The organism is Lutimonas sp. (genome assembly GCF_051011215.1).
Lineage (GTDB): Bacteria > Bacteroidota > Bacteroidia > Flavobacteriales > Flavobacteriaceae > Lutimonas.
In genome coordinates this window covers 1-13,432 of the sequence record NZ_JBPCUJ010000177.1, presented here as the reverse complement: position 1 = coordinate 13,432, position 13,432 = coordinate 1, and the positions used below count along the sequence as shown (strand labels likewise).

General features: G+C 36.3%; 17 protein-coding genes. 7 read left to right on the top strand and 10 right to left on the bottom strand.

From position 1 onward, the window contains the following. Both ACR2MV_RS16620 and hemW read right to left on the bottom strand, forming a co-directional pair. Window positions 1-376, bottom strand: a 376-nt coding sequence (locus ACR2MV_RS16620) for a DUF4230 domain-containing protein (protein ID WP_434023435.1), incomplete at its 3' end; no start/stop codon positions are given. Window positions 377-410: 34 nt separating this feature from the next. Then, entirely contained in the window at window positions 411-1,538 is a 1,128-nt protein-coding gene (gene hemW, locus ACR2MV_RS16615) for a radical SAM family heme chaperone HemW (protein ID WP_434023433.1), read from the bottom strand. 284 nt (window positions 1,539-1,822) lie between these two features. On the opposite strand from hemW, the gene ACR2MV_RS16610 reads away from it, so the two are divergent. The 3 genes from ACR2MV_RS16610 (at window position 1,823) to ACR2MV_RS16600 (ending at window position 3,917) form a co-directional block, all read left to right on the top strand. Then, on the top strand, window positions 1,823-2,008 hold the full coding sequence (locus tag ACR2MV_RS16610) for a hypothetical protein (protein WP_434023437.1): 186 nt from the start codon (window positions 1,823-1,825) through the stop codon (window positions 2,006-2,008). Window positions 2,009-2,228: 220 nt separating this feature from the next. Next, the gene (locus ACR2MV_RS16605) at window positions 2,229-2,594 is read left to right on the top strand and encodes a BlaI/MecI/CopY family transcriptional regulator (protein WP_434023431.1); all 366 of its coding nucleotides are present in this window, start codon (window positions 2,229-2,231) and stop codon (window positions 2,592-2,594) included. A 3-nt stretch (window positions 2,595-2,597) separates the two neighbouring features. Next, entirely contained in the window at window positions 2,598-3,917 is a 1,320-nt protein-coding gene (locus tag ACR2MV_RS16600; protein ID WP_434023429.1) for an energy transducer TonB, read from the top strand. 235 nt (window positions 3,918-4,152) lie between these two features. On the opposite strand, the gene ACR2MV_RS16595 is transcribed toward ACR2MV_RS16600, so the two are convergent. The 5 genes from ACR2MV_RS16595 to ruvC all read right to left on the bottom strand — a co-directional run bounded on the left by ACR2MV_RS16595 (window position 4,153) and on the right by ruvC (window position 7,654). Then, the gene (locus tag ACR2MV_RS16595; protein ID WP_434023427.1) at window positions 4,153-4,809 is read right to left on the bottom strand and encodes a hypothetical protein; all 657 of its coding nucleotides are present in this window, start codon (window positions 4,807-4,809) and stop codon (window positions 4,153-4,155) included. Beyond that, window positions 4,806-5,633: an ABC transporter permease gene (locus ACR2MV_RS16590; RefSeq protein WP_434023436.1), complete on the bottom strand. Its 828-nt coding sequence runs from the start codon at window positions 5,631-5,633 to the stop codon at window positions 4,806-4,808. Before ACR2MV_RS16590 ends, ACR2MV_RS16595 begins: the two co-directional genes overlap by 4 nt. Next, window positions 5,633-6,487: an ABC transporter ATP-binding protein gene (locus ACR2MV_RS16585; protein WP_434023425.1), complete on the bottom strand. Its 855-nt coding sequence runs from the start codon at window positions 6,485-6,487 to the stop codon at window positions 5,633-5,635. The genes ACR2MV_RS16590 and ACR2MV_RS16585 overlap by 1 nt, the downstream gene beginning before the upstream one ends. Beyond that, window positions 6,484-7,026: a hypothetical protein gene (locus ACR2MV_RS16580; protein ID WP_434023423.1), complete on the bottom strand. Its 543-nt coding sequence runs from the start codon at window positions 7,024-7,026 to the stop codon at window positions 6,484-6,486. The genes ACR2MV_RS16585 and ACR2MV_RS16580 overlap by 4 nt, the downstream gene beginning before the upstream one ends. Window positions 7,027-7,102: 76 nt before the next feature. After that, window positions 7,103-7,654: a crossover junction endodeoxyribonuclease RuvC gene (gene ruvC, locus ACR2MV_RS16575; protein ID WP_434023422.1), complete on the bottom strand. Its 552-nt coding sequence runs from the start codon at window positions 7,652-7,654 to the stop codon at window positions 7,103-7,105. Between the two features lie 60 nt (window positions 7,655-7,714). Here ruvC and ACR2MV_RS16570 point away from each other — a divergent pair, with 60 nt between their 5' ends. Together ACR2MV_RS16570 and ACR2MV_RS16565 are read left to right on the top strand one after the other, a co-directional pair. Then, the gene (locus ACR2MV_RS16570; protein WP_434023421.1) at window positions 7,715-8,689 is read left to right on the top strand and encodes a hypothetical protein; all 975 of its coding nucleotides are present in this window, start codon (window positions 7,715-7,717) and stop codon (window positions 8,687-8,689) included. Further along, window positions 8,686-9,825, top strand: a complete 1,140-nt coding sequence (locus ACR2MV_RS16565) for a glycosyltransferase family 2 protein (protein WP_434023420.1) — start codon at window positions 8,686-8,688, stop codon at window positions 9,823-9,825. The genes ACR2MV_RS16570 and ACR2MV_RS16565 overlap by 4 nt, the downstream gene beginning before the upstream one ends. Here ACR2MV_RS16565 and ACR2MV_RS16560 read toward each other — a convergent pair whose 3' ends face one another. Further along, window positions 9,826-10,281, bottom strand: coding sequence for a hypothetical protein (locus tag ACR2MV_RS16560; protein WP_434023418.1), 456 nt, complete (start codon window positions 10,279-10,281; stop codon window positions 9,826-9,828). Window positions 10,282-10,484: 203 nt separating this feature from the next. Here ACR2MV_RS16560 and ACR2MV_RS16555 point away from each other — a divergent pair, with 203 nt between their 5' ends. Further along, window positions 10,485-10,991, top strand: a complete 507-nt coding sequence (locus ACR2MV_RS16555; RefSeq protein WP_434023417.1) for a DUF456 domain-containing protein — start codon at window positions 10,485-10,487, stop codon at window positions 10,989-10,991. Between the two features lie 138 nt (window positions 10,992-11,129). Then, window positions 11,130-11,831, top strand: a complete 702-nt coding sequence (locus tag ACR2MV_RS16550; protein ID WP_434023415.1) for an urease accessory protein UreH domain-containing protein — start codon at window positions 11,130-11,132, stop codon at window positions 11,829-11,831. A gap of 11 nt (window positions 11,832-11,842) precedes the next feature. Here the strand turns inward: ACR2MV_RS16550 and hypE are convergent, their stop codons facing one another. Both hypE and hypD read right to left on the bottom strand, forming a co-directional pair. Then, entirely contained in the window at window positions 11,843-12,868 is a 1,026-nt protein-coding gene (gene hypE / locus ACR2MV_RS16545; RefSeq protein WP_434023413.1) for a hydrogenase expression/formation protein HypE, read from the bottom strand. Between the two features lie 13 nt (window positions 12,869-12,881). Further along, a partial coding sequence (hypD, locus tag ACR2MV_RS16540) for a hydrogenase formation protein HypD (RefSeq protein ID WP_434023411.1) occupies window positions 12,882-13,432 on the bottom strand: 551 nt, incomplete at its 5' end.

Below are 13,432 nucleotides of genomic sequence, written 5' to 3'. Positions count from 1 at the left end.
CATAATATTGTAAATCTGTTTCAAGACTGAGAATCTGAGGTTCGGGAAAATCTGTAAGTTTGATCACTTTCTTTTCATTGACGGCTTCCATTTTAATCTTCGAAAGATCATAACCCACATATGCTTTGGCATTTATTAATAGTATTGCTTTCTTTTTGCTTGATACCATACTCATAAATCTTTCTTTGGTATTCTCGTAATGATAAATCTCAGCAAATTCACCCTCTACCGTAATCAATTTCCAGACTTTTTTAATCTTTTCCATGATGACAACAGATTGAGAATTCGTCACATCCTTTCGCTTTTGAATTTTAATATATTTTAAAATCCAATAGGTAATAATTGCTCCGAGAAATAAACCTAATAAAGCTTCCATACGATTCTTTGATGATTTAAAAATACTAAATAAATCATACTTTCAATAAAAACAAATCAGCTGAAATGCCGTCGGCTAAGAAATAAGAATCAGGATCTAAAATCAAATATTCCTTTTCTACTTTTAAAGTTCCTTGCTTCAGGTATTTATCAGCGTTCTTTAAAACTTCTTCCCGGTATTTCATCCCAAATCTATTTTCTATTTCATTTATTGACACGCCCCAGATCGTTCTTAAACCGGTCATAATAGATTCATTGATTCTGTCTTCTACTTCCAGCCTTTCTACTTCAGAAGGTAATACGCCCTTCTTCAAACTTGACATATATGTCGCATTGTTGGCAATATTCCAGCTTCTGTAATTGCCGTCATAAGAGTGCGCTGCGGGCCCAACACCCACATAATTCTTGCCCTTCCAATAGGAAGTATTATGCTTTGAAAAATAATTTTTTTTACCAAAATTAGACACTTCATATTGAACCAAACCTTCGTTCATGGCCCACTGCTGTAATAGGCCAAAATGTCGCTGAGCTAGGACTTCATCTAAAGGCTGGTATTTTCCACTTCGAATAAAATGGTCCAAAGCCGTTTTAGGCTCAACGGTCAAGGCATAGCTCGACACATGTTTTATCCCAAAATGACTGGTTCTTTTTAAATTCTCCGTCCATTTTTTGTCGCTTAATCCTGGAGTCCCATAAATCAGATCAATGCTAATATTATCAAAGTATCGACGAGCATCTTCTAATGAATTCATCGCCTCTTTGGCATTATGGGCCCTGTTCATATATTTGAGATCCTCATCAAAAAAAGATTGAATTCCAATGCTCAAACGGTTTACTTTTGACTGGGCTAATTCCTTTATTTTATCAATGCTTAAGTCATCAGGATTTGCCTCCAAGGTAACTTCAGGGTCATCTATTAGCTTATAATTGTCTGCAAGTGTTTGTATGAGACCATTGATCTCTGAGGTATTTAGTAAAGAAGGTGTTCCACCTCCAAAATAAATTGTCTCTACTGGCTCATCAATCTCTGATTTTCGCATCTTCAACTCCTTAACAATAGCCTCGATCATGATATCTTTCTTTTTCAAAGATGTCGAAAAATGAAAGTCACAATAATAACATGCTTGCTTACAAAAAGGAATGTGAATATAAATACCAGACATGAAATAATATAAAATCTAAATGCGCAAGATACAAAGTAAGCTGCAGTATAAACTATTAATTGGGATCAAGAAGCAAGGTCAACATAGAGAATTAAAATACTATCAGAAATCGACATACTATAAAGTGATTTTCATCTTTGTCTCTTCACTTTTTTGTGGAAAAGAATTAATTGATTACTCATTTCGTAGGATTAAAAACACCATTTAAGCGCATGAATAAGCTCAGTTTATCTGGTTTTTTCAATACTTCTATAGTCTAATACAAGTCTAATTTTTCCTGTTTTCTGATCGACTTCCCGAATCTTTTTGCGGGCAGTGGTATGCTTACCGAAGGAAGAACCTTAAATTACCTCGAAGCACAGGCGATTAAGCCAATGAACACCTTATTCTTTGAAGGATATCAGGCCGAAGGTACACGCGAACGTACATTGCTTGAAGGAGCCAAGGGCTTTAAAGCTTATGGAAAATAGGTTCCTTTCATTATGCAGATAAAAAGCATCGAAGGCCTTTAGGCCAATGCCGATCATACCGAATTACTCGAATTAGGGTAAATTACAATCAAAACCAGAACGGATCTTTTAAAGATTTCACCTTCTAAAATCGGTTATTTTTATTTTTTCAACTAATTTATTAGTTTAAACTAAATAATTAGTTATATTTGTAACCAGGAACAAATTCATCAACTCGAATATGAACAAACAACTCACAAAGGCCGAAGAGCAATTTATGCAGGTGCTATGGGATCTTAAACAAGCAACGATTAAAGATATTATCGAAAAACTACCCGAGCCCAAGCCTGCATATAACACGGTATCGACCATCATAAGGATACTTGAAACGAAAAAATTTGTTTCACACAGCCCAAAAGGAAGGGGTTATATTTATCATCCCATGATCCAAAAGACCGATTATACCAACCAGAGTTTACACAAACTTGTAGATGGTTATTTTGGTGGGTCATTTAAGAGCATGGTGTCATTTTTTGTGAAGAAAAACGATATGGATCTAAAAGACCTGGAAAGTATTTTAAAAGAAATGGATAAACAAAAAGACTAGAAAATGATAAATTATATTGTTCAGGTATTATTGTTTCAGATTGTATTCATGGCATTTTATGATCTGATAATCAGAAAAGAAACTTTCTTTCAATGGAATAGGGCTTATTTAATTTTGACTTCGCTGTTAGCCTATGTCTTGCCCTTATTAAAATTTCAAACTGTAAAGGAAAATATTCCACAAGAATATGTAGTAATGGTACCTGAAATCATACTATCTCCTTCAAGTTATATAGAAAAGCAAATAAACTGGTCGGTTGTTTTATTTCAAGGCTTGGGTTGGTTTTTTTTTACGGGTCTTGCCATAGCCTTTGTACTCTTTATGTTCAAGATCATAAAAATTTACAATTTGATCCGTCAAAATAGCAAAGTGAAAAACAAAGGTTATAGTTTGGTTTTGTTAGAAGAGCAACATACTGCTTTCTCTTTTTTCAATTATATTTTTATTGGAAAAAAAATGCAATCCAGAGAAGATATTATCAATCATGAAATAGTTCATGTAAAACAAAGGCACAGTATTGACATGTTGCTTTTTGAATTTAAAAAGATCGTTTTCTGGTTCAATCCTTACAGCTATTTGTACCAAAGCAGAATAGCCGAACTTCACGAATTTATAGCCGATTCCAAATCAGTTTCAAAAAAAGAAAAAAGTACTTTTATTAATAGCCTTTTAGCGGAGGTTTTTCGGATCGACAAGATCCCTTTTGTCAATTCATTTAACAATCAATCATTAATTAAAAAACGCATTATTATGTTTAATAGAAACCATTCAAAGAAATTCTTAAAAATCAAGTATGCATTTCTAATACCTGTATTTATAGGAATGCTAGTATACACATCATGTGAAAAAAGTACGACTGAACCTGAAAATAAGCTAAGTGTTGAGGAATTTCATCAAGAGTATTTCAAAGACAACAAGAGCCAAAATTCAGAAAAGAAAAGTGAAACAGTTCCATTTGCGCTCATCGAAAAGGTTCCTGTTTATCCAGGCTGCGAAAATGCCGAAGATCAAAAAATGTGTATGATAGAAAAAATTACGGCATATGTATCTGCTAATTTTAACGCTTCGATTAATAACGAATTAAACAAGGAAAATAAGAAGATCAACGAGGCTAAAAATTTGTATGATAAGGTGTATGTACAATTTACAATTGACAAAGAAGGAAATGTCACAGACTTAAAGGCCAGAGCGGAATATAAAGAATTGGAACAAGAGGCCTTGAGAGTAATATCAGGATTACCACAGTTCACACCTGGTGAAGAAAATGGTAAAAAAGTCTCTGTAAAATATACGCTTCCTATAAGCCTTAAACATGATGCTTGATTAAATTCTATTTTCTTGTCTTATCAAGTGCAGGCAGGAAAGATTCATAATAAAAAACCTAACATCAGATTGGTGTCAGGTTTTTTTTTAGAGGATAAAGGTCTTCTAAAATTATTTTGCTTGATCCATACTTTTCATGAGTTGTATGAAATTTCTATTATTCATTTTACAAGGATGATTATACACCTTTTGTAATGATATCAACCCATCTTTAAAAGTCGTTAATATACCGAGGTTATTGGGTCTTCTCAATACTTCTATAGTCTAATACAAGTCTAATTTTTCCTGTTTTCTGATCGGCTTCCCGAATCTTTTTTCGGTCAATAGAAACATCGCTGCCGGCAAAATTAAGTGGAATCCTGATGCGGTCCATTTCAAATGAAACGTCCAATTTGATTGGAAGTATAGCCTGGTTATCGAGGTATGTAAGCGTCAGTGTATAAGTCCCGTCTTTTTTAGTGTTGATTTCGGCCCAGGTGATACGTTGTTTCTCGGTATCTATAAGTAAATTGGCTATACTAAAATCTGCCTTATTATCTGATGGTAAAATAGAAATTGCCAATTGCGATGTCAATTGTCCTTCTACTTCACCTCTGTCAACGACCATAAATGGATACTCGAACAACTCACTAAACGACAAGTCTAATCCGCGTTTGGGAATTAGTACAAAATCTTCAGAATTGATGACCAAATCTTCACCCTTCTTAAAAACTGCCAGTGCTTCCTTATCTGGCATTTTAATGAATGAAATATCCACATGTAACTTTATATCTGCTTGAAAGGTTTCAATACTATCCAGTCTGGATTTAACGAAAAGCACCTGTTCTTCAGCTGTTTGAGAAAATCCATTAACAGCATATAAAAACAGTAAAAGTATTCCATATAGTTTCATCCAATGTCTTTTTTCTGAAATAAAAATAGCCCCACAAGCATCGTCACTAAAATATAGAGCCCCATGAAGACCGAATTGATGATAATCGTATTCCATTCAATGTCATGGTTAAAAAAATATTGCCAGGTATTGTTCAATTTAAAAAAGGCTATCTGGTTCCATACGTCATTACCTAAGTCTATTTTCAATAATAATGTAGAAATGATCAAAAACAACGTAGCCACGATCCAAGTTTTAAAACTTTCTCTAAATATCACGGCAAGGGTTAAACTTACCACAGAAAAGAATACCAAAGAAAGAGTTCCGAATAAAAAAGCATACACCAACCTATAGTAGGCATCATCGTGCTCAAAAAAAGTGAGTCCGTTGGTATAGACCACTAAGTCCCCTTTTCCAAAAATTCCGTACGACAACAAAAACGATGTTGTGGCCAAAAGCAGCACTAAAAAAATGGTAAATAAACTGGCAACGATATATTTTGCCAATAGATATTTCCACTTCACAACAGGTTGCATAAGCACCGTTTCTAAAGTTTTTTCCTGATACTCGGTTGTAAGCATGCCAGATACAATGATCATGCAGAGTAAGGGTACATGAAACCAAAAGGAGTTGAGTATAAAGTATATGATCAAGTTCCCGTTCAGCAGCTGGCCTTGAAAGTAGAATGTATCCTTCAAATTGGCCAGTACAATATCAATAATTCCTGTGCCTTGAAAATAAGCACTTAATAGTACAATGGCTTCAATAATAAATAGGGCCAAAATTGCATAATAGGTGCGGCTTTGACGAAACATTTTATAAGTTTCAATATAAAGTAGTCGCATCATTTCTCCTTCGCATTAAATAGTTGTTGCAAGTCAATTAAAGGCCTGCAAGAAGTAATTGCTATTTGCTGCTGTGATAATTTAAATATGATTTCAGAGATTTCGGTAGCCGATGCCGAAATAGTGATGCAATCTCCATTCGAAACCGTATCATAGTCGCTTAAAAACGCTGCTTTTTTAAGCTCGTTTCCGCATAAAGAATAACTTTTAGTGCAGGCAGCCAGAATGGTGCTGGTCGGTCCTGTTTGTACAATTTCTCCATTATGAATGATTGATAAATTCGTACAAACCGTACTTAACACATCAATGATATGAGAAGAAATCAATATGGTCATTTGGGCCTGCTGTGTCAGGTCTAAAATAAGTTTTTTTAGCGCTTCTATACCTAGCGGGTCTAAACCTGAAAAAGGCTCGTCCAACAATAAACAGGAAGGGTTATTAAGAAGGGCAACAGCGATACCCAAGCGTTGTTTCATTCCCATCGAAAAATTACGAACCGGGTCTGTTCTGTGTACAGGTAAACCAACTTGTTCCAGCGAAGCTTCTAAAGCGTTTTTTGAGGAGTCTGCCCCTTGCATTTTTGCAAATAACCGCAAGTTTTCATGTGCATTTAAGTAATGATAAAGTGCTGGCTTTTCGATAATCCCACCAATCTTTTTTGCGCCGTCGCCAGCTATTTCAATTTTGCCATGATCAGCCGTTACTAATCCGAGTAAAATTTTGAACAAGGTAGTTTTACCGGCTCCATTTGCCCCTACCAAACCCAATATTTCTCCTTTTCTACAAGAAATACTGACATTATGAAGGGCTCTTACTTTACCATACTTTTTATGCACTCCTTCGCAGTAAATCATACTATTTGTGATTTTACCATAGCCCGGTAATCAAATTTAGGTTTGTAATAATCTTCCAGAAAAGTACGGGACCAAAACATTTTTTTGAACAAAAATAAGGGTTCCTTTACCATAAAATAAGGAAGGTAATGGTACCATTTTACACCAAAATCACGATAGCATTGCTGCACCTGATCCTTTATCCCCAATTCTTCTGCAGCTGTTTCTGCGGCCATACGCTGACATTTGGAACCTATATAAATGAGTGCCATTTTCTTCTTAAAACCATGGATAAAAAATTGATCCTTTATACGTTTATAATTCTGGTAACGAGACCAGCCATCCATAATGACCAAATAAATATGCACAAACGAAAACAGAAAAAATAAGGTCCAAAATACGATCCAAAAAATCGATCCGGAATTTATTGCTTTTAGAAGCTGAACCCCATAAATCCAAGATTCCAGTATAAAAAGAAACATGGAGGCATACAACAACCGACCTACCCTAAAATAGGAAATAATTGGGCTAGGCTGTATGGGTAAATCTGTTGGTTTCAAAAAAACAAAGATAAAGCATCATACATAATTATGAAAAAAAAGGCGTAGAAAAAGAGTGATAAAGTTGCAATTCTTATCAACCTATCCTCTTTTCATTTTGCTTTACAAAAGATCCCCAGCCAGAATAACTCTTTCCTCCTTGTTGTTTGCCTTCATTATAAAAGTGGCATACAGCTGCGGCCAGGCCATCCGTTGCATCAAGGTTTTTTGGAATTTCTTTCAAACCCAATATGCTTTGCAACATTTTTGCAACTTGCTCCTTTGAAGCATTTCCATTTCCAGTGATCGCCATTTTAATCTTCTTGGGAGAATATTCTGTAATACTTACTTCTCGCGAAAGCCCGGCAGCCATAGCAACTCCCTGAGCCCTGCCCAACTTCAACATGGATTGCACATTTTTACCAAAAAACGGGGCTTCAATAGCTATTTCATCCGGATGATAGGTGTCAATTAACTCTATGGTCCTTTCAAAAATCAATTTTAGCTTTGTATAATGATCGCTATACTTTTTCAGCATCAATTCATTTAACTGCAAAAGGGACATGTTTTTATCTACCACCTTAATGAGTCCATAACCCATTATGGTTGTTCCCGGATCTATTCCTAAAATTATTTTTTCTTTTGGCAATTGCGATTCTTTTGAGGTTTGCGAACAAATATCAGCATGATATTTTGTTTCTTTGTGTAAATGTACAATATCTTACAAAAATACTTTTCGAGTTTGGTGTTTTTGGTTAAAGTTATCATCATTGCCGGGGCTTACTATATCATTTCAGAGAAGCTTTTACATGATAGCAACTTTCAGCAAATCGCATGGACCGAACGTATGTCGGTTCTTGGGCCATGGGGCGTTATGTTTTTAATAGGCATCCTCTTTTTATCCCTTTTTAACTGGATTCTGGAAATATTCAAATGGCAGTCTTTGGTCGATTTGATTCATCCAATTTCGTTTCGAACTGCCAGCAAACAAAGTCTGGCGTCTTTAACAGCCTCCTTAATAACGCCCAACAGGGTAGGAGAATATGGGGCAAAAGCAGCCTTTTTTCAAAAAAAACATAGACCTAAGGTGCTGTTATTAAACTTTATATCCAATTCCTATCAAATGCTGATCACTATTCTGCTAGGTACAATTGGACTCTTTTTTTTAAGAGATTATATTGCTGAAATTCAATTCCAAGTGACAACTTTCTATGGAATTGCTGGCATTATGGTAGCGATGGGTATGGGCTGGGTCTTTATCTATAAAAAATGGACAAAGTGGATCGAAAAACTATGGAATGATTTTAAAAGCATTCCTCAAAGTATTCATAAAAAAACACTCTTATTCTCCTTAGGCAGGTATTTCGTTTTTTCCCATCAATTTTATTTTTTTCTGTTGTTTTTTGGAGTTGATATTGATTATTTTGTTGCCTTACCAGTCATTTATTCGATGTACCTGATTGCATCGATCATACCTGGTTTTGTGCTCTTCGACTGGTTGGTCAAAGGATCTGTTGCAGTCACGCTGTTTGGCTATTTTGGTGTACATGAAATTGTTGTACTCAGTATTACGGCTTCCATGTGGATTCTCAACTTTGCTGTTCCTGCAATGATTGGAAGTTTCTATGTGATCACCTTTAAAGCAAAGTCGTTCGAATTTAATGAAAGTAAGGTATTGAAATGATATACCCGATAGCTGTCATATGTATTTTCTATTGCATACTCATCCTATATTTCATCAAGGGTTTTAACAGTCTGGAATCTCAAAATGACCCTGATTATTCGTCCGCTAAAAACAGTTTTTCAATACTCATCCCTTTTAGAAACGAAGAGCAGCATTTGAGCAATTTATTACAAAGTCTTTCTCGCCTTGACTACCCCGAACAATCATTTGAAATTGTCATGATCAACGATGAATCCAGTGACAAATCGGTAGAAATCATAGAGCAGGCAACAGGCCTTTATTCAAACTTGAATCTTGTTTTATTAGACCGAATAAAAACAGGGACTTCTCCCAAAAAAGAAGCCATTGAGCAAGGAATACATGCTGCACAACACGAATGGATCATAACAACCGACGCCGACTGCACCGTTCCTAAAAACTGGTTATTAGCCTTTGACAAAGCCATCGAAAAACAAGATCCTAACCTCTTGGTTGCTCCGGTAACTTATAAAGTAGCTAAAGGATTTCTTCATAAGTTTCAGTCGCTGGATTTCATAAGCTTGCAAGGAATTACCATGGGAATGTTCGGGCTAAGCAATCATAAGAATATAGAACCATTTTTATGCAATGGAGCTAATTTATGTTACAGAAAGAAAAGTTTTCTCGATGTAAATGGCTTCTCAGGAAATAAGGATCTTGCCAGTGGGGATGACGTATTTTTACTTGAAAAGATGCAAACCCAATTTCCTGAAAAAGTTCACTTTTTAAAGGCTGTTGATGCTATAGTGTACACCAGCCCGAAGCATACATTTAATGAACTGATACAACAAAGGGTCCGCTGGGCATCAAAGACATCAGCTTATAAACATCCATTCTCTAAGCTGGTCGGACTACTCGTATTCCTGACCAACCTAAGCTTAATTACAGGGTTTGTTTTAGGATTGAGAGGAAATATAAGCTGGCTTCATTTTGGCTTTATTTTTTTGTTAAAATTCAATGTTGACTTTATCCTGCTGTATAAAACTTCCGATTTTTTTGAACAGAAAGAACTGATGCAATCCTATTTTATGAGCAGTTTGCTGTATCCTTTTTTTACCGTACTTGTCGTGCTATTATCCTTTAAAAACAATTTTACCTGGAAAGAAAGAAGGTATTGATTACTGCGTATCCTGAGCGGTAATCAAAATGGGAAGTTTAAACATGGAATTAACTGGAATGCCTCTTTTTAAAGAAGGCTGCACGGCAGCGGGTAAGGAAGCGATGCTCTTATACAACAGACTGTCCAGCTCAGGAATTTCTTTATTTACCAGCTCATTCTTATAAATTTCAACGATGGATATTTTTCCCTGTGTATCCACCAGAATGTCGACCATTACAGTATCATTCAGGCTAACTCCGGCATCTAAGACATCCTTACTGGTCAGTTTTTGCAAACGCCTGATCAACTCCATTTCAAAACAAAGGTTTTGCTTTTCATTGGAATCGCAATTATTACAATCCATAAAAAGAGGGTACACATCTACATCATTAAAATCTATTTCAGTATCTATAAGGTCAGTGGTTCTAAGCGTCGATTTTTTAGGTGATATAAAATCACAGGAAATCGTTACCATTACAATGGATATGAAGATGATCAGCCTGAAAAACATTGTATTCGCTTATACAATGTGAATGTACAATTATTTTTGAAAATCCTTCTCTATTGTATAAAACTTAGACAAATTGTTAATACTAAGGTTTAAAGGAGGCTTTTTACGCATTTAAAAAGATGCATAGTCCAAACAAACTATGTAAAAACTTTCAATTAAATTCGCTTATGGATTTGTTTCTGCTGATTCTCGGCCTGCTGCTTTTGATCTTAGGGATCATTGGCTCTGTATTGCCTGTACTTCCCGGACCCATTACGGGTTGGTTTGGTCTGTTATTATTGTTTTTAACAAATTCAATACCCATGAATTACTATTGGCTTGGAATTACCTTAGCACTGGCTATTTTGATTTTTATACTTGATTATCTCATACCTGGAATTGGTGCTAAAAAATTCGGAGGATCTAAAATGGGTGCTAACGGAGCTACCATAGGACTTATCATAGGCCTGGTTTTACCGATTCCATTTGGATTTGTTATTGGTGCTTTTGTTGGTGCTTTTATCGGCGAAATTCTGTTTGAACCTTCGAATCTTGTACGAGCTCTTAAATCTGCCTTGGGGTCCTTTCTGGGATTCCTGGCATCCACAACCATGAAGGTTTTTGTCAGCTTGATATTTTTGGTGATCTATTGTTATAAGGTTTTTGAATATCGAAGTGATTTATTCAGTTTTTAGGCCAAAAATGCAGGTTAAGAATCTAAAAACTATCTTTAAAACTTCCTTTTATTTTAAGGTATTTAATCGTAAATTTGATGGAACAATTATGTCTTGAACCTCTATCATATTAATTGTTAATCAACTTTTTATCTCGACATGAATTTCCCTTTTTTTGCTGGCTTACTAGCCTCAATGTTGCATGTAATCATGGGGCCTGACCATGTAGCTGCTGTACTTCCATTTGCCATACAAGCAAAGAGAAAAGCCTGGAAAATTGGCCTGTTCTGGGGCTTGGGACATATTTTTGGAATGCTTTTAATCGGCTTACTGTTTGTGCTTTTTAAGGAACTTATTCCCATTGAAGAAATCTCTAAATACAGTGAACAATTGGTAGGACTCGTTTTAGTCGTGATTGGAATCTGGGCTTTGATAAAAGTCTTTCAATCAGAATCACAGCATAAACACCTGCACATTCATAGCGAATCTCAACCACGTATTCATAAACACTCCCATGACCACAGCCATGACGCAGGTCATGAGCACATTCATTCAGAGGAAGAAAAACAAGGGCTATTCACTTCCTTCTCTATTGGGGTTCTTCATGGATTTGCAGGGATTGCTCACTTTATTCTATTCATACCTGTTCTGGGGTTTGAGGATAATTTGTCGGCCGGCATTTATATAACAGGATTTATTTTCGGAATCTTAATTGCCATGAGTTTATTTTCGTTATTGGTAGGAAAAATAACCACTTTCGCAAAAAATGAACACAATCAAAATCTATACAAAGGAATCAGACTCACCGGTGGCGTATTTGCAATCCTTATCGGAATTTACTGGATGATAGGTCAGGCCTAGTGAGTTTACCACTAGCATATTCTTGGAAGCTGTTCTCCAATCATAGGACTCACCATTCTTGCTCCTCCGATCCCGCTGCGCATCACTACCTTTGTTGGGTGATCCTTTGTAACTAGTCCAATACACTTGGCGTTTTTGCCTTTTGAATGAGCCCGCATAAGCGCCAATACCTCATCCACGATCTCTTCTTCTACGATACTTATAAAAACACCCTCATTTGCAACATATAGCGGATCGAGGCCCAAAATTTCGCAAGCTGCCGCGACTTGCTTTTCTATAGGAATATCCTTTTCAGTCAATTGGATTCCCTTATCAATATCCATGGCTATTTCAGATAAAACGCTGGCCACCCCACCTCTGGTTGGATCACGGAAAAGATGAATTTTATCTCCAAAAGCATCGAGTAAATCCAATACTAAATGGTTCACATTGGTGGTATCACTTTCAATGGTAGATTCAAATTCCAATCCCTCACGCTCAGACATAATGGCCATTCCGTGTTGAGCAATATTTCCATTGACAATAATCCTGTCACCAGTTTTAATGTTCTCCGCGGCGATATTTGCTTTGGGGTGTATTGCTCCAAATCCGGTAGTATTTACAAAGATCTTATCTCCTTTCCCACGTTCAACGACTTTTGTATCTCCCGTAATAATCTGAACTCCACTATGATCCGCCGCTGTTTTAACAGATTCTACAATTCTTATAAAATCCTCCATTGCCAATCCCTCCTCAACAATAAAAGCCAGGGAAAGATATTTTGGAATGGCCCCGCACATGGCCACATCATTTACAGTTCCATGAACAGCCAGTTCACCAATATCACCTCCTTTGAAAAATATGGGAGAGATTACAAAACTATCCGTCGAAACGGCCATCTCTGTATCGAACCGTACAATGGCACCATCATGTTTTTTATTTAAAAGAGGATTGTCAAAGGTTGAAAAGACAACTTTATCAAGCAAATCTCGTGTCATTACACCTCCGCTACCATGTCCTAAATTAATTGTTCCATTCATTTTATCACTAGATTTCATAGATATCGCTGTTTTAATATTGTGAAAAATTATAATACGCACTGCATGCTCCTTCAGAGGAAACCATCGGTGCCCCAAGCGGCCTGGCAGGTGAACAGGTCTTTCCAAATTCAGGACAATGAATGGGTTTTTTAATCCCTTTCAGAATTTCTCCTGCCAAACAATTCGGATGCTCATCTATTTTAATTCCTTGAATACCAAATTTAACTTCCGCATCAAAATCAACAAACTCTTTGGTAAGTCTGTACCCACTGTTAGGTATCATTCCAATACCTCTCCATTCTCGGTCGCTGACCTCAAAAACCTGTTTAATAATTCTAATAGCATTGGCATTCCCTTCCTCTTTAACAACCCTTGCATATTGGTTCCCAACGGTTGCGATTCCACTTTCCAACTGTTCCACCGCCATCTGAATTCCCTGCACCAGATCCAAAGGCTCAAACCCAGTGATAATGATGGGAATCTGATACTTTTCGGAGAGCGCATGGTATTCTTTATACCCCATAATGGCACACACATGCCCAGCTCCCAAGAAAGCATCAATGCTACAAAATTCATCATCCA